The following is a 20,820-nucleotide window of genomic DNA, read 5'->3' as shown; positions in this document are numbered from 1 at the left end:
TATCGCGCGACATGACCGAATATGTAACCGTCACCTCGGACCAGCCCGACGCGCGCACCGGCGCCATCAAGCTCCACGGCCCCGCCGCGTTCGAAGGCATGATGAAGGCGGGCAGGCTCGCCGCCGAGACGCTCGACATGATCGTGCCGCACATGGTGCCGGGCGTGACCACCGCCGAGATCGACCGGCTGATCTACGACTTTATCATCGCTGGCGGCGGCGTCCCCGCGACGCTCGGTTACCGCGGCTATACGCACAGCGTCTGCATCTCGATCAACCACGTCGTCTGCCACGGCATCCCGAGCGAGAAGACGCTGAAATCGGGCGACATCGTCAACGTCGACGTCACGCCTTTGCTCGACGGCTGGCACGGCGATACGAGCCGGATGTACCTGATCGGCGACGTGCCGATCAAGGCGCGCCGCCTCGTCGAAGTCACCTATGAGTGCCTGATGATCGGCATCGAGCACGCCAAGCCCGGCAACCGCATGGGCGACGTCGCCAACGCGATCCAGCGTCATGCCGAAAAGCACCGCTACGGCGTCGTCCGCGATTTCTGCGGCCACGGCGTCGGTCGCCTGTTCCACGACGCCCCGGAGGTCGTCCATGTCGGCAAGCCCGGCACCGGCCCCGAACTGCGCCCCGGCATGATCTTCACGATCGAGCCGATGATCAACATCGGCCGTCCCGACGTGAAGCTGCTCGACGACGGCTGGACGGCGGTGACGCGTGATCGCTCGCTGTCGGCGCAGTTCGAGCATTCGATCGGGATTACCGAAACCGGCTGCGACATCTTCACGCTCAGCCCCAAGGGTTACACGCAACCGCCATACGTCTGAGCGGTTTGACGCACCGCTTGGCATTTCGGCTATGGCTGCGGTGACAACACCGGAGCATTCGCGCCCTGCGGGGTACGGGCCTGCGGGGTACGGGATCGTACGAGAAAACGACCCAAGATTTTACGGTCGGCATCCGACAATTGAAATGCGTCGGCGATCATTCGATTCTGCTCGTTAAGTTCCACCCTGGCCCGCTCCGCCGCATAAGCTTTGGCGAGAGCTGCCAACTTCGTTTTGTCCGGTGTATCGAGCGCGAGCTGTTCGCCGATTTCGCGGTCGATCCGGTCGAACGCCGCCGAATCATGCTTTTCGCCGCGTGCGACGGATAGCCGGGCCCACGTCTCCGTCCCCGCCGGAGACATCCCTACGAGGCGGGTCATGCCTCGCGACGCCTCCAGTATCGTCTCGGGCGAGAGTTGCACGGCATATGCCGTCCCCGTGACGGCGACGATCCCGGCAATGGCGAAGGTGAGCGCTTTGATCCGCATCGTCGCAGGCTAGGTCGACGTCGGTGCGCTAGCAAGCTTATCGAATGCGAACGATCCGTCCTCCCTACGTGACGAACGCGTCACACCCCGCTAAAGCCCGCCCCATGACCGAGATCACACCGCAGATCGTCGCCGACCACGGCCTGTCCCCCGAAGAATATGAGCGCGTCCTGCGCGCCATCGGCCGCGAGCCGAACATGGTCGAGCTCGGCATCTTCTCGGTCATGTGGTCCGAGCATTGCAGCTACAAATCCAGCAAGATCCACCTGATGAAACTCCCCACCAAGGGCCCCCGCGTCATCTGCGGCCCGGGCGAGAACGCCGGCGTCGTCGATATCGGCGACAACCAGGCGGCGATCTTCAAGATGGAGAGCCACAACCACCCGTCGTACATCGAGCCGTACCAGGGCGCGGCGACTGGCGTCGGCGGCATCCTGCGCGACGTCTTCACGATGGGCGCGCGACCTATCGCCAATCTCAACGCGCTGCGCTTCGGCCGGCCCGACCACCCCAAGATGCGCCACCTGATCTCGGGCGTCGTCCACGGCATCGGCGGCTACGGCAATTGCGTCGGCGTGCCGACCGTCGGCGGCGAGGTGAATTTCCATTCGGCCTATGACGGCAACATCCTGGTCAACGCGATGACCGTCGGGATCGCCGATCAGGACAAGATCTTCTATTCGGCGGCGAGCGGCATCGGCAATCCGATCGTCTATGTCGGCAGCAAGACCGGCCGCGACGGCATCCACGGCGCGACGATGGCCTCGGCCGATTTCGGCGAGGATTCGGACGCCAAGCGTCCAACCGTCCAGGTCGGCGATCCGTTCACGGAGAAGTTGCTGATCGAAGCCTGCCTGGAGCTGATGGCGACCGACGTCATCGTCGCGATCCAGGACATGGGCGCCGCGGGCCTCACGTCTTCGGCGGTGGAGATGGCCTCGAAGGGCGGCGTCGGCATCGAGCTGACGATGGACGACGTGCCGCAGCGCGAGACCGGCATGACGCCGTACGAGATGATGCTCTCGGAATCGCAGGAGCGCATGCTGATGGTCCTCAAGCCCGGCCGCGAAGCCGAGGCCGAGGCGATCTTCAAGAAATGGGAGCTCGATTTCGCGGTGATCGGCCGCGTCACCGATACCGGCCGCATGGTTCTGACGTTCAAGGGCGAGACCGTCTGCGACATCCCGCTCGGCCCGCTCGCCGACGAAGCGCCGCTCTACGATCGCCCGCACGTGCCGACGCCGAAGCCCGCCCCGCTCGAGAACGCGCCGCACAGCAACGACATCGCCGCCGATCTGCTCACGCTGATGGGCTCGCCCGACATCGCCTCGCGTCGCTGGATCTGGGAGCAGTATGACCACATGGTCGGGGCCGACACGGTGCAGCGCCCCGGTGGCGACGCCGCGATCGTCCGCGTTCACGGCACGCAAAAGGCGCTGGCGATGACCACCGACTGCACGCCGCGCTATTGCTTCGCCGACCCGGTCGAGGGCGGCAAGCAGGCGGTCGCCGAAGCCTGGCGCAACCTGACCGCGGTCGGTGCACTGCCGCTCGCCGTCACCAACTGCCTCAACTTCGCCAACCCGCAGCGCCCCGAGATCATGGGGCAAATCGTGGGCTGTCTCGAAGGCATGAGCGACGCCTGCATCGCACTCGACTTCCCGATCGTCTCGGGCAACGTGTCGCTCTACAACGAGTCGAAGGCCACGGGCGGTGGCTCGGCGATCCTGCCGACGCCCGCGATCGGCGCGATCGGTTTGCTGGCGGACTGGCAGAAGAATGCGACGATCGCATTCAAGGGCTCGGGCGACATCATCCTCGCGGTCGGTACGCGTGGCGGGCATCTTGGCCAGTCGCTGTGGCTGCGTGAATGCCATGGTCGCGAACAGCTTGAGGCAGGCCCGCCGCCGCCGGTCGACCTCGCAGCCGAACGCCGCGTCGGCGACCTGATCCGCGAGGCGATCGCGTTGGGGCAGTTGACCGCGGTCCACGACGTCTCCGACGGCGGCATAGCGGTAACACTCGCCGAGATGGCGCTCGCCGGCGGCATCGGCGCGATGATCGACCGCAAACAGCCGTTCGACTGCGCCCGCGCGTTCTTCGCCGAGGACCAGGGCGTCTACATCGTCACCGTCGAGGACCACGCGCTGCTCGACTTCCTGGGCGCCGCGCACGCGGCCGACGTCGAGGCCGAACCGCTCGGCCGCACCGGCGGCAAGCGCCTGATCTTCGAACGCCCCGACCGCGACGACGTGGTTGCGCTCGATGCGCTGCGCACCGCGCACGAGGGCTTCTTCCCGAAGCTGATGGGGGTTGATGCAGCACTGGCCTGATAGGGTCGGCGGGCGAGTAACCAGCAGTGCTCTTGCCCGCCCCCCTTCCCACCACCCCGGCGAAGGCCGGGGCCCAATTGGGAAAGCCACGGTAACGAAGCGCTGCCCTTCGCCATAACCGTCCCCCAATTGGGCCCCGGCCTACGCCGGGGTGGTTCCTATTTGGGAGCAAGCAAACAGCCCCAAACCGCACCATGTGTCCCCGCGAAGGCGGGGACCCAGTCTGGACTCCCGCCTTCGCGGGAGAACAAGGAGGCAGGAGACGTCGTCGGAATGATATTGCAGCTTCCGCCAGGGCGACGGGCGGAGCGCAGTAACGTCCCCCACAGCACACCCTGCCACCCGACTCTCCCACCAACCTGTCCTACACACTCACGATATGCCAGCGTCGGACCATGACCGAAGCATTCCCAGCCGACAGCACCACCAACACGAGCCGATCGACCCCAAGCGTACACCCAACATCGCCCGCATCCGTCCGGCAAAGCCAAGGCCGTCACGCTCGCGATGCAGCCAAGCAAAACCATGCCGCACTGCACTCCCCACGACCCCACGAAAATGCTGCGCGAGCGTCTATACTTTCTATACTTCACTTTTCCCGCATGACCCCCGCCCCCACCGGAATCGCCAAATTCAGCCTCATCAGAGGCACTCCCATCATCGGCATTCCCCAGGTCAATATCCCCGCATTCCACCCCCTACGACGGTCCGACGAAATGCTGCGCGAGCGTCTATACTTTCTATACTTCACTCTGCCCGCATGACCTCCGCCCCCACCAGAATCGCTACGCTCGACCTCATCCGGGGCGTTGCCGTCATGGGCATCCTCGCCGCCAATATCGCCGCGTTCGGCTTCCCCGAATTCGCCTACATGACCCCCGCTTCGATGGGCTGGCCGAGCACGCCCGACCTGATCGCATGGACCACGACCTTCATCGTCATCGACGGCAAGATGCGCGGGTTGTTCTCGTTTCTGTTCGGCGCGTCGATGCTGCTGGTGATCGACCGTGCGGAGGTGAGTGGCGAGGACCCGGCGACCGTCCACCTGCGTCGAATGGCATGGCTGTTCGTGTTCGGCGTGGCGCATCTGTACCTGCTGTGGTGGGGCGATATCCTCGCGCATTACGCGCTGGTCGGCGCGATCGCGTACATGTTCGCACGGTTGCCGGTTCGCTGGCTGGTCGTCGTCGGACTGGCCTGCATCGCCCTCCAGACGATCGAACTCGCGACGCTCAGCGCGTACACCTTCGACTTGCAGGCCTCCGCGCACAGGCCCGGTGCGACCGCGCGCGCGATAGCGAACTGGCAGTCGCTGGCGGATCAGTTCGGCCAACCCTCCCGTACCTCCATCGCGCGAGGCTTTGCCATCGGGGGTGGCGGATGGCGGGATCTGGTCGCGTGGCGTTGGACGCACGCGGTCGGGCCGATCACATCCCTGACCGCCACCGGCCCGGAGACGCTCGGGTTCATGCTGTTCGGCATGGCGGGCCTGCGATCGGGGTTCCTGACCGGCGAATGGTCGCGGCGACGCTATGCCGTGATCGCGGTCGCTGGCGTCGGAACCGGCTGGCTCGCCTATGCGGGGATAGCGACGTTCGACATCGCCCACGGATTCGACGCGCGGTATGTCGCACTGTCTTGGCTGGCCCTGGCCACGCCGTTCCGGCCCCTCACGATCATGGGCTACGCCGCGGCGATCATCCTGCTCGCTCGCCCCGGCGGCTGGTTGACGACCCGCGTCTCGGCAGCAGGCAGGATGGCGTTCTCCAACTATCTAGGGACGACCGTGATCTGCACGACGCTGTTCTACGGTTACGGGTTCGGGCTGTACGGCACATTGTCGCGTGCGCAGCTCTATCTGGTGGTCGTGCCGATCTGGCTCCTGATGCTCCTCTGGTCGAAACCGTGGCTCGATCGATTCCGCTACGGTCCGCTCGAATGGCTCTGGCGCAGCCTCTCCCGGTTCGAATGGCAGCCGATGCGCGGTTCGGCGTTCGCGACCAGCCGATGATGCTATTTGCGAACCTGACGCAAAAGGGCTTGCGAGTGGTTCGCATTATCCGTATCCCCGGCTTACAGCTAGGGAGTTCCCATGGTCGTCTGCGTTTGCAATGCCATACGAGAATCCGACGTTCGCAACTGCGCACGCGGCGGTTGCACCACACCCTGCCAAGCCTTTCGTTCGATGGGCCGGAAACCCAAATGCGGCCAGTGCGCGTCGATAGCGCGAGCGATTATCGACGAGGAACGCGCCGCTGCATAAGCGTCGCAACAGCTAAGAAACCGCAGAAATCCGCCATTTTTCGGGTTGCTGTTGCGGTGTCGCCAGCGCTACATGTTCGTCAGAGGTGACGGAGATATGGCCATGCGCGGCGACCCCCAAGTAATCGAATTTCTGAACGAGGCGCTCAAGAACGAGCTGACCGCGGTCAATCAATATTGGCTCCATTACCGGATGCTCGAGCATTGGGGCGTCTACAAGCTCGCCCAGTACGAGCGGATGGAATCCATCGACGAGATGAAGCACGCCGACTGGCTGTCGGAGCGCATCCTGTTCCTCGATGGCCTGCCGAACTTCCAGCTGCTCGGCCGCCTCCGCATCGGCGAGACCGTCGAGGAGGTCCTGAAGTCGGACCTGGCGCTCGAAGTCGAGGCGACGGTCCAGCTCAAGGGTGCAATCTCGTACTGCGAAGAGGTCAAGGATTACATCAGCCGCGACCTGTTCGCGCGCATCCTCGCCAGCGAGGAAGAGCATGTCGACACTATCGAGCGCCAGTTCGAGATGATCGCACGGATGGGCATCCACAACTACATCCAGCTCAACTCGATCTCGGAACATGATTCGCCCAAGGCCGGCGGGGCGCCCTATCTCAAGGGTTGATCCGCCACCCCGTCATCCTGGCGAAAGTCAGGATCCAGAGCCATATAAGACGACGTCCTTGGCTCTGGATCCCAACGCTCGCTGGGATGACGGACGTATTTAAGGCGGAGAGACACTCAGCGGCGTATCAGTCCCCGCCGAACCCCGTCGGCACAGCACGACGACCGAAGCCGCCGCCAGCGGCCGGCTTGCGGACGACGATCGGATTAGCCTCACGCTCCAGCAACGTCAGTGTCTCGACGAACAATGGCCGCAACCGGACGATATGCTCAAGCGCCTCGTCCGGCGTATCCTGCATCTCCAGGCAGTCGCGCGCGATGACTTCAATTGCTTCGGCCAGATCGGCCAGCGGTTCGGCCCCACTCGGTGCGGGCCTGCACGAACGCCGGCCAATTTAGCAGGGTGCTTCCCTCAAACGAAACTGTCGTCTTCTTCCGATAAGCAAATAGCGCCATGAAGGTCTGCGCTGTTTCATACCCTATCCGGGTAAACACAGTGTAGTCATACTAGACGCAAGTTATGAGAAAGGTTTGGGGGAATTCATGCAGAACGATCTCTATCGTCGCATTGGCCGAGGCCGCGACGGCCGCGAGTTCGGTTGGCGCCTGCGGGTCGTCGGCGATGATCGTGACCGAGCGCTCGCCGTCACGAAGAGCCTTGGCTAGCCGCACGGCGGGCCAAGGGCAGCGCATGCCCCTGGCATCGATACGAACCACGCCGGACACCGGCGCCTAGTTGCCGCCGCCGCCCCTGCCATTATCGTCGTACGGGTTCTTCGGCGCACGGAACATAAGGCGCACCGGTACAGCACCGAAGCCCAGATCCTTGCGCATCGAATTGACCAGATAGCGCTCGTAGCTCGCCGGCAGCTGATCGACGCGCGTGCCGAAGATGACGAAGCTGGGCGGCCGCGTCTTGACCTGTGTGACGTAACGCATCTTGATCCGCTTGCCACCAGGAGCGGGCGGCGGCGTCGCCTCGATCGCGCGCTCGAACCAGCGATTGAGCTCGCCGGTACCCACGCGCTTCGACCATGCGTCGCGCGTGTCGAAACAGGCCTGGAGCAACTGGTCGATGCCCTTTCCGGTCGCGCCGGACACGGTCATCACGGTGACGCCCTTGACCTGGCTGAGACCGTCTTCGAGCGCGCGCTTCACGCCGTTGAACAGCGACGACGCGCTTTCCGCGATATCCCATTTGTTGAGCGCGATGACGAGTGCACGGCCCTCCTGCAGCACCTTGTCGGCGATACGGAGGTCCTGCGCCTCGAGGCCGAGCGTGGCGTCGAGTAGCAGCACGACGACCTCGGCGAAGTCGACTGCGTGGAGTGCATCCTCGACCGACATCTTCTCCAGCTTGTCCTGCACCTTGGCACGCTTGCGCATGCCCGCGGTGTCGATCAGGCGAACCTTGCGCGCTTCGCCACCGGTCGGGTGCCAGTCGTAGTCGACGCTGATCGAATCGCGCGTGATGCCGGCTTCGGGGCCGGTGATCATGCGATCTTCGCCGAGGATACGGTTGACGAGCGTCGACTTGCCAGCGTTCGGGCGGCCGACGATCGCGAGCTTCAACGGGCCTTCATATTCGTTGTCGGGCTCTTCCTCAGGCAGCTCGTCCTTGCCTTCGAGCAGCGGGAGCAAGCCTTCGAACAGGTCACCCATGCCTTCGCCGTGCTCGGCCGAGAGCTGGACCGGGTCGCCGAAGCCGAGCGCGAGCGATTCGAGGATGCCGTCTTCGCCCGCGCGGCCCTCGGCCTTGTTGGCGACGAGGATGACGGGGACGTCGGCGGTGCGGAGCCAGCGGGCGATCTCCTCGTCGAGCGGGACGATCCCGGCGCGTGCGTCGAACAGGAACAGCGCGACGTCGGCCTGCGCGACGGCCGCCTCGGTCTGCTGGCGCATCCGGCCGGGGAGCGTCTGCGCGTCGTGATCCTCGTAGCCGGCGGTATCGATGATGCGGAATTCGAGGCCGATCAGCGACGCATCACCTTCGCGGCGGTCACGCGTGACGCCGGGCCGGTCGTCGACCAGCGCGAGCTTCTTGCCGACGAGGCGGTTGAACAGGGTCGACTTGCCGACATTTGGGCGGCCGACGATCGCGACCACGGGGAGTTTGGACATGGCAGGCCCTTAGCGCGTGTCGCGGCAAAGGTCACCTATGTCCCTCGCCCCTCTGGGGAGCGGAGGGAGGAGCCGTAGGCGACGGAAGGGTGAGGGGAGTTGTGGAGAGCTTTTCGAGCCTCACTCCCCTCATCCTTCCCCGTGCAAGTGTGCCGGGCCCCTTCCCTCTCCCCGCCGGGGAGAGGGAGTCGACGTCACCTGTACGCGGTGACTTTGCCCTTCTGGTCGAGCGTGTAGAGCGTCGAGTTCGCCACGATCGGGGGCAGCGAGAACGGCGTCTTCGTCTCGATCGTCGAACTCACCGTGCCATCGGTCGGCGAGACGAAATTGATCTCGCCACGCGAGTTGGTCAGGACGAGGCGGTTGCCGGCTAAGATCGGACCGAACCAGGTGATCGCGTTGCTGCGCTTCTTCTCGTTCTCGAAGCGCTTCAGCTGCGCGATCCAGCGCGCCTTGCCGTTCGAACGGGACAGGCAGACGAGGCGTGCGTCGTCGGTGACCACGAACAGCCATTCGCCCGCGATCCACGGCGTCGAGATGCCGGCGAAGTTCTGCTCCCACAGGCGCTGACCGGTCGACAGTTCGAGCGCGACCATGCGACCACCCTGCCCGACCGCGTAGACGCGGCCGCCGTCGATCACAGGTGCCGCGTCGATGTCCGACAGGCTCGACACCGACGTGGTGACCGACGTCCGCGACAGTGCATCCTGCCAGAGGATGCGGCCGTTCTCGTAGCGATAGGCGCTGAGTTCGCCGCTAGAGAAGCCCGCGACCACGGTGCCTTGGCTCACAGCCGGAGCGGCGACGCCGAACACGCCCTGCGTTTCCAGCGTGCCCGACTGGACCCACTGGACCTTGCCATCGGCCTGGTTGAGCGAGAAGACCTGGTTGTCCTGCGTCAGGACGTACACCGCGCCATTGGCGACGGTTGGCGAACCACGCAGCGGCGCACCGGGCTTGGCGCGCCACAGGATCGCGCCATCGGCCGCGTTCATTGCGACGACGTCGCCCACGCCGTCGGTGGCGTAGAGCTTGCCGTCGTCATAGCTCACGCCGCCGCCGAAGCGTGCGGCCCTGTTGAGCTTGCCCTCGGTGATGCCCGCGCTCCACAGTACCGCGCCGGTATCGGCCGTGAATGCGTGAACGGTTGCAGTGACATCGGTGACGAACAGCTTGCCGTCAGCAACGACCGGAGCTGCGCCCAGCCGCTCCCGGTTCGAGCCACCATCGATCCCGGCCTGCCAAAGCCGCTTCGGCTGGTCGCCAAGCGCGAGCTGGCCCATCGACTTGGCGGGGTTGCCGCCGGGCTGAGCCCAGGCGTCGTTGACCGCGGGAGCCGGCAACAGGACCTGGACGTCGGCAATCGTCTTGTCGGTCTCGACCTCGTTTTCCGAAACCAGGATCGAAACGCGGTCGCCGACGGTCGGCGTTTTCTTGTTGCCGCTGCCCTTGAAGATTCCACAACCGCTGAGCGCCATCAACGCGGCGACGGCGACCGTCACCCGATATGTCTTCATCATTGCGCCTTGGTATCCTCGTTTGATGCAGCCGGAGTGATCACCCTGGCAGTAGCTCCAGCGCTGGCAACCGCGTCCACACCCAGTACACCGGCCATCTGAACCGCGCGTTGACGGATCGTTTCCGGAACGCCGGTATCGCGCGCAATCTGGCCGAACAACACCCCCGCCTGCTGGCGCTGGTTCATGCGAAGGTAGGAAATCGCGACCATTTCACCTGCGCTGCCGAGCCAGGGACCGCCGGCAACCGCGAGCGGACGAAGTCGCTCGACGACGACCTGCGGCTTTAGCGTGTCGAACTCGGCTGAGGTCTGGCGAACGAGTGCGAGATCGCGCGAACGGCTTGGCGAGCGACGTGTCCGCGGCGATCGCCCCGAGCTTGGCGGCGGCACCCTTCAGATCGTCCTTCTGGAGCAATACGTCAGCCTGCGTGAACAGCGCCAGCGCGCGGTAGCCGTCGCGGTTCGACTTGGCGAGTTCGGCGAGCGGCTTGGACGCGGCCGCGGCGTTGTTGGCGCCGAGCGAATCATACGCCGCCTGAAGCTGTTCGCCCTCAACGCCGGCAGCCTCGCCATTGTGATGCTGCCAGTAGAGAAAGCCCGCGAGTGCGGCGAGTGCCGCAACGACGGCAACCCCGACCCAGATGCCCCAGTTCGTCCAGAACCCGGCGAGCTGGTCACGTCGCAGTTCTTCGTCGACCTCACGCAGGAATGCTTGATCGGTTTTCGGCGGGAGGACCAAGGAATGCTCCGGAAATATTGAGGGGGTGGGCGGCGCGGACCTTAGCCGCGCCGGAACCGAAACGGAAGCGGATCAATCCTTAGGGGCGTAGACCTGCTCCGCGCCCGGAAACGCGCGCGATCGGACGTCGTCCGCATAGGTATGCGTCGCGGACGAGATCGTATCGGCGATGTCGGCGAACCGCTTCACGAACTTCGCGGTACGGTCGAACATGCCGAGCATGTCTTCGGTCACCAGCACCTGGCCGTCGCATTGCGCCGACGCGCCGATGCCGATCGTCGGGCAGGCGATCGTGTTGGTGATCTCGATCGCGATCGGCTCGACCACGCCTTCGATCACGAGCGAAAAAGCGCCGGCCTCGGCGATGCTCTGCGCGTCGGCGACGATCTTGGCAGCCTCCTCCGGCGTGCGGCCGCGGGCGCCGTAGCCGCCGAGGACATTCACTGCCTGCGGGGTGAGACCGACATGGCCCATCACCGGGATACCGCGCTCGGTGAGGAACTTGACGGTCGACGCCATCGCGGTGCCGCCCTCGAGCTTCACCGCCGCCGCGCCGGTCTGCTTGAGCAAGAACGCCGCGCTCTCGAACGCCTTTTCGGGCGACGCCTCATAGCTGCCGAACGGCATGTCGATGACGACGACCGCGTGATAGCTGCCCCGCACCACCGCCGCGCCATGGGCGGCCATCATATCCAGCGTAACGGGGACGGTCGACGGCAGGCCGTAGATCACCTGCCCGAGGCTGTCGCCGACCAGCAGCATGTCGCAGTGCGGATCGAGAAGCTGCGCTGTGCGGACCGTGTAGGCGGTGAGCATGACGAGCGGCGTCTTGCCCTTCTGGCGACGGATCGCGGGAATGGTCAGGCGTTTGAGCGGTGCCGGCGTCGGCGTGGCGCGACTCGTCGCCGTATCGAGGGTATAGGTCGTGGACATGGAAGCGTCAGTAGCGCCTGGCTTGGCACTCGCCCAGTGCCACGCGGGTCAAACCGCCCAGCCCTTCGACCGGGCATGGCCGACGAGCCAGAGCGTGAACGCCGCGACCATACCGACGAGTAAGGGTAGTCCAAGCGTTTCGCCGGCACCTTTGTGCGCGACGATGTCCGTCGAGGCGAACAGCCAACCGAACTGCGCGACCGTCGCGACTAGCGACGCGATCAGGAACGGCCGGGCGTTCGCGCGGCGCATGAACAGAAGGATTGCGCCAGCGAGGCCGGTCAGTACCGCGACGGCAAACAGCGGATCATACCAGCCCGGCAACGTGGCATGGAGCGCCCGGTCATAAGCGCTCGCCTGCCCCATCGAACCGGCACCAAGCCGGATCTGTTGCAGGCACATGAAACATCCGATCACCCCCCAGAGAACGAGGACGCCCGTCGTCATGCGAAACCACAAGGGCCCCTGTCGTACGAAGAACATGTCGCCGCCCCTGCCTGTTTCCTGGAAATAGACTGCGCTCAGCAGAGGGTGCAGGCAAGAGGCGCCGTTCGCGACGAGATGTCGTGGATCCGGAACCGGAGGGACATCGGGAGCTTCCGACTACGACGTCCCTCCGGGCCGTATCCAACATCTATCGCGCTCAACCTGAATGCGTCGTGACGATAAAGCCTGACGATCAGAACGACCGCGAGACGGTCAGTCCGTAGGTGCGCGGATCGCCGGGCTGGCCGACGATCAGGCCGGTGCTGCCCGACTGGAGCGCGAGCACGTCGTAATAGTTCTCGTCGAACGCGTTGCGGAGCCAGGCGAAGACGTTCCAGCTGTCCTTCGCCTTGAACCCGAGGCGGAAGTTGCTGAGCGCGTAGCCGTTGATGTCGGTATAGGCCGAGCGCGAGGGGTTGGACGAGAAGGTCGACCGGTAGCTGCCGTCATAGCCCAGATACACTTGGCCATCGAGCCCCCCGAGCGTCGCCGGCAGGTCGTATTCCGCACCGTAGGAGAACGCCCATTTTGACACGCCGGGCAGGCGCTGGCCGGAGATGTCGCAGTTCTGCGGGCTGATGCCGCCGGCGGTTGCAGGCGCGCTCGGCGTCTGGCCGGCGGTTGCGGTGGTGCCGCCGGACAATTCGGGCGGGCATGGCGCATCGACGAACTTCACGTATTTCGCGTCGGTGTAGGCGCCGTTCGCGTAGAAACTGAACCGGTCGGTGGGGCGGAACGCCGAGTCGAATTCGAGACCGCGGGTGCGGACCTTGCCGGCATTGGCGAGATAGCCGCGCAGCACGCCGAGCTGGCCGTTGGTGACGGTCGCCTGGTAATCGCTGATCTCGGTCCAGAAGCCGGCGAGGTTCAGCGTCAGCCGGCGATCCAGGAACTGCGTTTTCAGACCAAGCTCGAAATGGTTCACCTTTTCGGGCTTCACCGTCGCGGCGGACAGGATCGGGTTGTTGCTGCCGTCGAGCGGCAGGCCGGACAGGTTGATCCCGCCGGACTTATAGCTGCGTGCGTAGGTCGCATAGGCGTGGATGTCTGACGTCACGGTATAGGCAGCGGTGATATCCCCCGACAGGTTCCAGTTGTCGAAATCGGGCTGATAGCTCTGCGGCGCGAGCACACCGCGCTGGTCCGCGGTCAGCGCCGTGCCGGTGCCGTTGGTGACGACCGAGACATAGTCACCCTTCTTCATGTCGTAGTTCAAACGCAGGCCCGGCGCGATCTGGAACCGGTCGCTGACGTTCCAGGTCAGCTTGCCGAACAGCGCCGCGCTGGTGTTCTTGAAGCCGATCGTGTTGCGTGCGGTCAGGCCGTTCAACGTCGCCGGATTGCGCCCGCCCGCGCTGGTAGGGTTGAGCAGGAACGCACTGGCCGCCGGACCCTGCACCTGAAGCCCCTGCGTATCGATCGTCTGGTAGAAGTAGAACGCGCCGAGCACGTAATCGAGCGTGTGCTTGCCGTTGGAGGCGATCCGCAACTCCTGGCTGTACTGGGTCTGCTGCGACGGGTTGGCCGACACGGTCGTGATCGGCAGGCCGATGAAATCGCGATCGTTCGACGGATCCCAGTTCCAGAACCGCCATGCGCTGACCGAGGTGATCGTCGATGCGCCGAGGTCCAGATTGCCGAGCAGCGATACGCCGCCCAGTTCCTGCTTCGCGCGCAATGGCGTATCGACGTCGGTCACACGATCGAACGCGTTGGTGGACGGCACGACATAGCCCTGCGCAGCGGCGAGGGCGGCGTATTGGCGGTTGAGCGGCCGCTGGGTCGCGCCGGTGCGCGCGTAATATTGAACGCAGCAATTCGGGTTCTGCTGGCCGTAGTCACCCGACAGAGCGAGATCGAGATTGTCGGTCGGCTTCCAGTAGAGCTGCCCGCGCACGCTCTTATTGTCCTGCGCATTCAGATCCTTGCCGGTCACGACGTTGTGGATCGTGCCGTCGCGCTCGGTCACCGACGCCGACAGCCGGATCGCGAGCTTGTCAGGGATCAGCGGCCCCGACACCGAGGCCTTGGCCTGGATGAACTGATAGTTGCCGGTGGTGAGTTCGATCCGCGCCTCGGGCGTGAAGCTGGGCTTGCGCGTGGTGATATTGATCGCGCCGGCGGTGGTGTTCTTGCCGTAGAGCGTGCCCTGGGGCCCGCGGAGGACTTCGATCCGCCTCGGTATCGGTAAAGTCGAATGTCGCCGAGGCGATCCGGCTGTAATAGACCTGGTCGACATAGATGCCGACGCCCTGCTCGATCCCGTCGTTGGTCAGCCCGAACGGCGCGCCGAGACCGCGGATGTTGGCGGCGGAGTTGCGCGGGTTGGTGGAGTAGAATTGCAGCGTCGGCTGGAGCTGCGTGAGGCGGCTGACATTGTAGGCGCCGGTTTCCGCCAGCGCGGTGCCGCCGATCACTGACATCGCGATCGGGACGGTCTGGATGGTCTCTGCGCGACGGCGTGCGGTGACGACGATATCGCCGCCACCCTGTTGCTGGTTGCCGAGACGACCATTGGCCGGCTCGGGCGCCTGATCCCCGGCGGGCGCCTGGGGGGTGACCGGTGGCGTGACGGTAGCGGCCTGACCGGCGAGCAACAGCGCGAGCGTAAGCGACATGAATTTTTCCCCTGAACCTCGGCGCGCAAAGTCTACTGATTTGGGGGAGATTCAATGCGAGCTTGTCTTGGGGGGTGGAAAGCGGGACTTCGCGATGGTCATTCGCGCACGCAAACGGTTGATGCGTCCGCCACGCAGCCGGAGCAGCCGGCGTCCGCCACCGTGTGTCCCCGCGAAGGCGGGGACCCAGACTGGGCTCCCGCCTTCGCGGGAGAACAAGGAGATGGACGGCTAACGCTGCAAGTGAGGCGCTGGAATATCCCTCTCCTTTTAAGAGAGGGAGTTCAGGTCAGACCAGGCGGCTCTGCTTGACGGCGGCTTCGATGAAGCTGGCGAACAGGGGGTGCGGGTCGAAGGGCTTGGACTTCAGTTCGGGGTGGAACTGGACGCCGACGAACCAGGGGTGGTCGGGGCGTTCGACGATTTCAGGCAGCGTGCCGTCGGGGGACATGCCCGAGAAGACGAGCCCGCCCTGTTCGAGCGCTTCCTTATACCCGGTGTTGACCTCGTAGCGGTGGCGATGGCGCTCCGAAATCTCGGTCCCGCCATAGATCGAGGCGACGACACTGTTGCCGGTGAGCTTCGCGTCATACGCACCCAGCCGCATCGTGCCGCCCATATCGCCTTCGGCCGCACGCGTTTCGAGGCCTTCGCGGCCCATCCATTCGGTGATCATGCCGACCACCGGCTCGTCGGTCGGGCCGAACTCGGTCGACGACGCATTGGGGATGCCGCCGAGATCGCGCGCGCCCTCGACGCAGGCCATCTGCATGCCGAAGCAGATGCCGAAATACGGAATCTTTCGTTCGCGGGCGAACTTCACCGACGCGATCTTGCCCTCGGCACCGCGCTCGCCGAACGCGCCGGGGACGAGGATCGCGTCGCACGGTTCCAACTGACCGGCGATGTCGCTCTCGGCATTCTCGAACAGCTCGGCATCGATCCAGCGGACGTTGACCTTGACGCGATTCGCGATGCCGCCGTGGACCAGCGCCTCGTTGAGCGACTTATACGCGTCCTGAAGGCCGACATATTTGCCGACCACGCCGATCGTGACTTCGCCTTGCGGGTTGGTCAGGCGGTCCATGATCTCGGTCCAGCGCGACAGATCGGGCGCGTCGGCGGGTTCGATCCCGAACGCGCGGAGCACTTCGATATCGAGCCCTTCGCCATGATACTGGAGCGGGACGGCGTAGATGCTCTTCGCATCGAGCGCTGGGATGACGGCACTGGCGGGGACGTTGCAGAACAACGCGATCTTGGCGCGCTCCGACGGCGGCAGCGGGTGTTCGCAGCGGCACACGAGAACGTCCGGCTGGACGCCGAGCGCTGCGAGTTCGCGGACCGAATGCTGGGTCGGCTTGGTCTTCAATTCGCCGGCGGCGGCGATGTACGGCACCAGCGTGACGTGGATGCTGATCGCGTTGCCGCGGCCTTCCTCGTTCTTGAGCTGGCGAATCGCCTCGATGAACGGAAGCGATTCGATATCGCCGACGGTGCCGCCGATCTCGCAGAGAACGAAATCGATGTCGTCGACTTCGGCGCGGGCGAACGCCTTGATCGCGTCGGTGACGTGCGGGATGACCTGGACGGTGGCGCCGAGATAATCGCCGCGACGCTCGCGCGTGATGATCTGCTGATAGATGCGGCCGCTCGTCACGTTGTCCGACTGGCGCGAGGGAACGCCGGTGAAGCGCTCGTAATGGCCGAGATCAAGATCGGTCTCGGCGCCGTCGTCGGTGACGTACACCTCGCCGTGCTGATAGGGCGACATCGTGCCGGGATCGACGTTCAGATACGGATCGAACTTCCGAATCCTGACGGTATATCCGCGTGCCTGGAGGAGAGCGGCAAGCGATGCCGCCATGAGACCTTTACCGAGCGACGAAACCACGCCCCCGGTGATGAAAATGTACCGAGCCATGGGAAGAGTCTCGTAGCGTGTGTTGGGGACGAACGACAAGAGCCCCGCGGTTCACGCAGGGTCATTTGTCGGCGAATGGAGTGTTTAGTTGGCTAGCGGGACCGCGCCGTTATCGGCCGGCGTGGTCGTGCCGGCGCGGGGACCCCGGCATTCTCGGCGCCACCGGCGAACGGTGCCGCGTCGCCCTTGGGCTGCGCGGTCGGGACGGCCGTTGCCGCCGCCGGGGTGCGCGCGAGCGACGTGTCGATCGTGGTGGTGCGGTGATTCGCCGCGAGAACCGCGAGCAGGATCGAGAACAGCACGAACATCGTCGCCAGAACGCCGGTCGCGCGGGTCAGAAAATCGGCCGCGCCGCGTGCCGACATGAGACCCGACGGGCTACCGCCCATGCCCAGACCGCCGCCTTCCGACCGCTGCATGAGGATCACCGTGACGAGGGCGGCCGCGATGATCGCGTGGATGACGAGCAGGAAGGCGAACATTGCGCGGAAAACCCCGGAACTTTTGCGAAGGCGCGCACATAGGCGACACCGCGGCTTCGATCAACCGGGCGATCAACCGGATCGGTGGCACGGCATATCGCATGCCGCGTGCGAAACTACGGAAACAAGCCGTGCGGGCGGGCGTTGTGAACCCGTAATGACGCTCATGACTGGGTATCGTGCATATAAATTCAGATGGCGGATCAACGCTGTGGCATCAATGGCAGCCAATACCTTATCGACCTGGATGACCGCTCTGGTGGATTATGTCCGCTCGGGCGAACCCGATCTGACCAATCGTCAGATGGCATTGCTCCTGCTCGTTTACCTTAAACCCGGACCGCATACGGTGCGCGGCCTTGCCCGGGCGCTGAACGTATCGAAGCCGGTCGTCACGCGCGCCTTGAACAGATTGGGTGCCCTCGGCTATCTGCGCCGGCAACGTGACGACAGCGACAAGCGCAACATTTTCGTCGCGCGCACGACCGAAGGGGCAGATTTTCTTGAAGAGTTCGGGCAATTCATCGGCGACGGCCCCGCCCCCAACGATGCTGGCGCCGGCTCAAACGGCCGTACCCCCGCTCACGCTTGAGCCATTCGACGACAAGGCCCGTACGAGCTTTTCGCTGACCGGCCGTTCGGTGAATCTGGACCCGCGCACGCATGCGGTTCGGCGCGATATCGCCGACATTCGGTTGGCCGAATACGTATTCGCTCCACACTATGCCGTGCCGATGATACGGGCCGTCGCGCGCACAGCTTTGTTGCGCAGTGGACGAGACGAAGCGAGCGATACGATGGTCGACCTCAAGCCTGGCGACAGTTTCGAAGTACTGGAGATTGCTGGCGTTTCCGCATGGGGCGTCGCGCGGCCAAGCGGTCTGGTCGGCTATGTCGAGACTGCGGCGCTCGATTTGCCCGCCGATCTGCCAGCGGACGCCGCGGCATGACCAGCGTCTTCATCGATGGCGCCGTCGGCACCACCGGCCTCGAAATCCGCGAGCGGCTTGCCGGACGAAGCGATATCTCGATCGCGTTGCTGGCCGAGGATCGCCGGAAGGACCCGGCGGCACGGCGCGAGGCCTTGAACGATGCCGATTTCGTCATCCTCTGCCTGCCCGACGACGCGGCACGCGAAGCGGTGGCGCTGATCGACAATCCGCGCACCCGCGTGATCGACGCGTCGAGCGCACACCGCGTCGCTGCGGGCTGGACTTACGGCTTCCCCGAACTGCCGGGTCAGGCCGAGAAGATTGCGAGCGCCGCTCGGGTCGCGAACCCGGGCTGCTATCCAACCGGCTTCCTCGCGCTCGTCGCGCCGCTGGTTTCCGCCGGGCTGATCCCCGCCGACCTACTGCTGAGCATCAACGCGACTTCAGGCTATTCGGGCGGCGGCAAGGCGATGATCGCCGAGTTCGAGGCCGGTGGCTCCACGACCGCCTTCCGCGCCTACGCGCTAGGCCTCGCACACAAGCATATCGCCGAGATGACGCAGCATGCGGGCCTGACCCACGCACCGATCTTCGCGCCCGCGGTGGCCAACGCCTATCGCGGCATGGTCGTGGAAGTGCCTCTGCATCTCCACGCCCTGCCTAGCCGCCCGACTCTCGCGGCGATTGAGGACGTCTTGCGCGTGGCGTTCGATGGCTCGACGCGCTCGTGACGGTGGCACCCGGCGACATCGGCGCGATCGATATCGAGGAGAATGCGGGGACCGACCGGCTCACGCTGCGGGTCTGCGGCAACGACGCGGTCGGCCATGCACGGCTGGTCGCGACGCTCGACAATCTGGGCAAGGGCGCCGGCGGCGCCGCGGTCCAGAACCTCAACATCATGGCCGGGGTCGACCCGGTCGCCGGCCTGGTTTTCTGAACCGGCCAGTTCCAGGAGCTTTCATGCACCGTAATTCCGTAGCCAAGCTGCTCCTGTTCGGCGCGACCGGCGATCTCGCGCAGCGCATGCTGTTGCCGTCGCTCTATGGCCTGCACGCCGATGGGTTGCTGCCCGAGGACCTGACGATCACCGGTGCCGCGCGTCACGAGCATGACGACAAGGATTACCGCAAGTTCGCCAAGAAGGCGCTCGACGAGTTCCTGCCCGAGGACCGTAAGGACGAGAGCGCGATCGGGACGTTCCTCGACCGGCTGTTCTATCAGGCGACCGACCTGTCGGACCCGGCCGCGTTCCAGCCGCTGGCGGACAAGATCGGCGATATCGCCGGCGGTCTGGCGATTTATCTGTCGACAGCCCCGTCGCTGTTCGAATCGGCGATCGAAGGACTGCACAAGGTCGGCCTCGCCGGCGAGACGGTCCGCGTCGGGCTGGAGAAGCCGCTCGGCTACGACCTCGACACCAGCCGCGAGATCAACGACGCGGTGGCGAAGGCCTTCCCGGAAGACCGGACCTATCGGATCGATCATTACCTCGGCAAGGAAACCGTCCAGAACATCCTCGCGCTGCGCTTCGGCAACTCGTTCTTCGAGCCCGTGTGGAACGCGCAGGGGATCGACAACGTCCAGATCACGATTTCCGAGACGGTCGGCCTGGAGGAGCGCGCAGGCTATTACGAGAGCGCCGGCGCGCTGCGCGATATGGTCCAGAACCATATGCTGCAACTGCTCGCGTTGATCGCGATGGAGCCGCCCGCGCGCTTCGAAGGCACCGACGTCCGCGACGAAAAGTCGAAGGTGTTCCGCTCGCTGCGCCTGATCAAGCCCGAGGAAGTGCCCAACGTCACCGTCACCGGCCAGTACGGCGAAGGCGCGGTGAAGGGGAAGTTCGTCAAGAGCTACTCCGACGAACTCGGCGAGCCGTCGAACACCGAGACGTTCGTCGCGATCAAGGCGCATGTCGACAATTGGCGCTGGCGCGGCGTGCCCTTCTATCTGCGTACCGGCAAGCGGATGGCCGCGCGCCGCAGCGAGATCGCGATCCAGTTCAAGTCAGTGCCGCATTCGATGTTCGCCGGGCGTGGTGGCCTGTTGCAGCCCAACATGCTGATCATCCGCCTCCAGCCGGAGGAATATGTCCAGCTGCTGGTGATGGCGAAGGAGCCCGGCCTCGACCGCGACGGCGTCCGCCTGCGCGAGGTTCCGCTGAACCTCAGCATGGACGCCGAGTTTGCCGGCACGCGTCGGCGCATCGCCTATGAACGCCTGCTGCTGGACCTGATCGAGGGCGACCAGACGTTGTTCGTGCGCCGCGACGAGGTCGAGGCGCAATGGACCTGGATCGACGCGATCCGCGAGGGCTGGAAGGCCAACGCGATGAAGCCCAAAAGTTATTCCTCGGGTAGCTGGGGTCCGTCCGCGGCAATCGCGTTGACCGAGCGCGATGGCGTGACCTGGCAGGACGACTGAGTTTTTGGGGGAATAATATCCCCTGCCCGTTCGCCCTGAGCGAAGTCGAAGGGTAGCCCGCTTGTGGCATTGTCCTTCGACTTCGCTCAGGGCGAACGG

General features: G+C 65.0%; 19 protein-coding genes and 2 pseudogenes. 9 read left to right on the top strand and 12 right to left on the bottom strand.

All coding sequences use genetic code 11. The features are described 5' to 3' along the window. Positions 1-11: 11 nt before the first annotated feature. Positions 12-839 carry a type I methionyl aminopeptidase gene (gene map, locus QFZ54_RS02675; RefSeq protein WP_307084171.1) on the top strand — a complete coding sequence of 276 codons (828 nt, stop codon included), beginning with the start codon at positions 12-14 and terminating at the stop codon, positions 837-839. 29 nt (positions 840-868) lie between these two features. Here the strand turns inward: map and QFZ54_RS02670 are convergent, their stop codons facing one another. Beyond that, on the bottom strand, positions 869-1,327 hold the full coding sequence (locus QFZ54_RS02670) for a hypothetical protein (protein WP_307084169.1): 459 nt from the start codon (positions 1,325-1,327) through the stop codon (positions 869-871). A 104-nt stretch (positions 1,328-1,431) separates the two neighbouring features. Between QFZ54_RS02670 and purL the strand changes: the two genes are divergently transcribed. The 4 genes from purL to bfr all read left to right on the top strand — a co-directional run bounded on the left by purL (position 1,432) and on the right by bfr (position 6,541). Continuing rightward, positions 1,432-3,660 carry a phosphoribosylformylglycinamidine synthase subunit PurL gene (gene purL, locus QFZ54_RS02665; RefSeq protein WP_307084166.1) on the top strand — a complete coding sequence of 743 codons (2,229 nt, stop codon included), beginning with the start codon at positions 1,432-1,434 and terminating at the stop codon, positions 3,658-3,660. Between the two features lie 760 nt (positions 3,661-4,420). Next, entirely contained in the window at positions 4,421-5,671 is a 1,251-nt protein-coding gene (locus QFZ54_RS02660; protein ID WP_307084164.1) for a DUF418 domain-containing protein, read from the top strand. 81 nt (positions 5,672-5,752) lie between these two features. Next, the gene (locus tag QFZ54_RS02655; RefSeq protein ID WP_307084162.1) at positions 5,753-5,923 is read left to right on the top strand and encodes a (2Fe-2S)-binding protein; all 171 of its coding nucleotides are present in this window, start codon (positions 5,753-5,755) and stop codon (positions 5,921-5,923) included. A gap of 102 nt (positions 5,924-6,025) precedes the next feature. Beyond that, positions 6,026-6,541: a bacterioferritin gene (gene bfr, locus QFZ54_RS02650; RefSeq protein WP_307084160.1), complete on the top strand. Its 516-nt coding sequence runs from the start codon at positions 6,026-6,028 to the stop codon at positions 6,539-6,541. 127 nt (positions 6,542-6,668) lie between these two features. Here the strand turns inward: bfr and QFZ54_RS02645 are convergent, their stop codons facing one another. The 11 genes and pseudogenes from QFZ54_RS02645 to secG all read right to left on the bottom strand — a co-directional run bounded on the left by QFZ54_RS02645 (position 6,669) and on the right by secG (position 17,362). Beyond that, on the bottom strand, positions 6,669-6,839 hold the full coding sequence (locus tag QFZ54_RS02645) for a hypothetical protein (protein WP_307084158.1): 171 nt from the start codon (positions 6,837-6,839) through the stop codon (positions 6,669-6,671). Positions 6,840-7,047: 208 nt separating this feature from the next. Beyond that, the gene (locus QFZ54_RS02640) at positions 7,048-7,233 is read right to left on the bottom strand and encodes a hypothetical protein (protein ID WP_307089234.1); all 186 of its coding nucleotides are present in this window, start codon (positions 7,231-7,233) and stop codon (positions 7,048-7,050) included. Positions 7,234-7,272: 39 nt separating this feature from the next. Then, positions 7,273-8,661 (bottom strand): ribosome biogenesis GTPase Der, encoded by a 1,389-nt coding sequence (gene der, locus QFZ54_RS02635; RefSeq protein ID WP_307084156.1) that lies wholly within the window; start codon positions 8,659-8,661, stop codon positions 7,273-7,275. A gap of 194 nt (positions 8,662-8,855) precedes the next feature. Further along, positions 8,856-10,181, bottom strand: coding sequence for an outer membrane protein assembly factor BamB family protein (locus QFZ54_RS02630; RefSeq protein WP_307084154.1), 1,326 nt, complete (start codon positions 10,179-10,181; stop codon positions 8,856-8,858). Beyond that, positions 10,178-10,390: a hypothetical protein gene (locus QFZ54_RS20325; RefSeq protein ID WP_373458425.1), complete on the bottom strand. Its 213-nt coding sequence runs from the start codon at positions 10,388-10,390 to the stop codon at positions 10,178-10,180. Before QFZ54_RS20325 ends, QFZ54_RS02630 begins: the two co-directional genes overlap by 4 nt. Before the next feature lies 1 nt (position 10,391). After that, the gene (locus QFZ54_RS02625) at positions 10,392-10,919 is read right to left on the bottom strand and encodes a tetratricopeptide repeat protein (RefSeq protein WP_373458424.1); all 528 of its coding nucleotides are present in this window, start codon (positions 10,917-10,919) and stop codon (positions 10,392-10,394) included. A 72-nt stretch (positions 10,920-10,991) separates the two neighbouring features. After that, positions 10,992-11,852, bottom strand: coding sequence for a 3-methyl-2-oxobutanoate hydroxymethyltransferase (gene panB / locus QFZ54_RS02620; protein WP_307084152.1), 861 nt, complete (start codon positions 11,850-11,852; stop codon positions 10,992-10,994). Between the two features lie 48 nt (positions 11,853-11,900). After that, positions 11,901-12,299, bottom strand: a complete 399-nt coding sequence (locus QFZ54_RS02615) for a hypothetical protein (RefSeq protein WP_307084151.1) — start codon at positions 12,297-12,299, stop codon at positions 11,901-11,903. 232 nt (positions 12,300-12,531) lie between these two features. After that, positions 12,532-14,956: pseudogene (locus QFZ54_RS02610) on the bottom strand (TonB-dependent receptor). A 289-nt stretch (positions 14,957-15,245) separates the two neighbouring features. Continuing rightward, on the bottom strand, positions 15,246-16,880 hold the full coding sequence (locus tag QFZ54_RS02605; RefSeq protein WP_307084150.1) for a CTP synthase: 1,635 nt from the start codon (positions 16,878-16,880) through the stop codon (positions 15,246-15,248). 92 nt (positions 16,881-16,972) lie between these two features. Beyond that, positions 16,973-17,362, bottom strand: coding sequence for a preprotein translocase subunit SecG (gene secG / locus QFZ54_RS02600; RefSeq protein WP_307084148.1), 390 nt, complete (start codon positions 17,360-17,362; stop codon positions 16,973-16,975). Positions 17,363-17,609: 247 nt separating this feature from the next. Between secG and QFZ54_RS02595 the strand changes: the two genes are divergently transcribed. The 4 genes and pseudogenes from QFZ54_RS02595 to zwf all read left to right on the top strand — a co-directional run bounded on the left by QFZ54_RS02595 (position 17,610) and on the right by zwf (position 20,721). Next, positions 17,610-17,954, top strand: coding sequence for a MarR family transcriptional regulator (locus QFZ54_RS02595; RefSeq protein ID WP_254686617.1), 345 nt, complete (start codon positions 17,610-17,612; stop codon positions 17,952-17,954). Positions 17,955-18,003: 49 nt separating this feature from the next. Then, entirely contained in the window at positions 18,004-18,312 is a 309-nt protein-coding gene (locus tag QFZ54_RS02590; protein WP_307084146.1) for an SH3 domain-containing protein, read from the top strand. Next, a pseudogene (gene argC / locus QFZ54_RS02585) lies at positions 18,309-19,234 on the top strand (N-acetyl-gamma-glutamyl-phosphate reductase). Before QFZ54_RS02590 ends, argC begins: the two are co-directional and overlap by 4 nt. 23 nt (positions 19,235-19,257) lie before the next feature. Beyond that, positions 19,258-20,721: a glucose-6-phosphate dehydrogenase gene (gene zwf / locus QFZ54_RS02580; protein ID WP_307084144.1), complete on the top strand. Its 1,464-nt coding sequence runs from the start codon at positions 19,258-19,260 to the stop codon at positions 20,719-20,721. The last annotated feature ends 99 nt before the right edge of the window (positions 20,722-20,820 follow it).

Source organism: Sphingomonas faeni (assembly GCF_030817315.1).
GTDB lineage: Bacteria > Pseudomonadota > Alphaproteobacteria > Sphingomonadales > Sphingomonadaceae > Sphingomonas > Sphingomonas faeni_C.
Note: the sequence above shows the minus strand (reverse complement) of the source record. Positions and strands in the feature narration are given on the sequence as shown.

What these genes read in the sequence shown, in the direction of transcription:
- secG (WP_307084148.1), bottom strand. Translation starts at nt 17,362, where the DNA reads ATGTTCGCCTTCCTGCTCGTCATCCACGCGATCATCGCGGCCGCCCTC.
- bfr (WP_307084160.1), top strand. Translation starts at nt 6,026, where the DNA reads ATGCGCGGCGACCCCCAAGTAATCGAATTTCTGAACGAGGCGCTCAAG.
- QFZ54_RS02630 (WP_307084154.1), bottom strand. Translation starts at nt 10,181, where the DNA reads ATGATGAAGACATATCGGGTGACGGTCGCCGTCGCCGCGTTGATGGCG.
- panB (WP_307084152.1), bottom strand. Translation starts at nt 11,852, where the DNA reads ATGTCCACGACCTATACCCTCGATACGGCGACGAGTCGCGCCACGCCG.
- QFZ54_RS02660 (WP_307084164.1), top strand. Translation starts at nt 4,421, where the DNA reads ATGACCTCCGCCCCCACCAGAATCGCTACGCTCGACCTCATCCGGGGC.
- purL (WP_307084166.1), top strand. Translation starts at nt 1,432, where the DNA reads ATGACCGAGATCACACCGCAGATCGTCGCCGACCACGGCCTGTCCCCC.
- zwf (WP_307084144.1), top strand. Translation starts at nt 19,258, where the DNA reads ATGCACCGTAATTCCGTAGCCAAGCTGCTCCTGTTCGGCGCGACCGGC.
- QFZ54_RS02595 (WP_254686617.1), top strand. Translation starts at nt 17,610, where the DNA reads ATGACCGCTCTGGTGGATTATGTCCGCTCGGGCGAACCCGATCTGACC.
- QFZ54_RS02645 (WP_307084158.1), bottom strand. Translation starts at nt 6,839, where the DNA reads ATGCAGGATACGCCGGACGAGGCGCTTGAGCATATCGTCCGGTTGCGG.
- QFZ54_RS02655 (WP_307084162.1), top strand. Translation starts at nt 5,753, where the DNA reads ATGGTCGTCTGCGTTTGCAATGCCATACGAGAATCCGACGTTCGCAAC.
- QFZ54_RS02670 (WP_307084169.1), bottom strand. Translation starts at nt 1,327, where the DNA reads ATGCGGATCAAAGCGCTCACCTTCGCCATTGCCGGGATCGTCGCCGTC.
- map (WP_307084171.1), top strand. Translation starts at nt 12, where the DNA reads ATGACCGAATATGTAACCGTCACCTCGGACCAGCCCGACGCGCGCACC.
- QFZ54_RS20325 (WP_373458425.1), bottom strand. Translation starts at nt 10,390, where the DNA reads ATGGTCGCGATTTCCTACCTTCGCATGAACCAGCGCCAGCAGGCGGGG.
- QFZ54_RS02615 (WP_307084151.1), bottom strand. Translation starts at nt 12,299, where the DNA reads ATGACGACGGGCGTCCTCGTTCTCTGGGGGGTGATCGGATGTTTCATG.
- der (WP_307084156.1), bottom strand. Translation starts at nt 8,661, where the DNA reads ATGTCCAAACTCCCCGTGGTCGCGATCGTCGGCCGCCCAAATGTCGGC.
- QFZ54_RS02605 (WP_307084150.1), bottom strand. Translation starts at nt 16,880, where the DNA reads ATGGCTCGGTACATTTTCATCACCGGGGGCGTGGTTTCGTCGCTCGGT.
- QFZ54_RS02640 (WP_307089234.1), bottom strand. Translation starts at nt 7,233, where the DNA reads ATGCGCTGCCCTTGGCCCGCCGTGCGGCTAGCCAAGGCTCTTCGTGAC.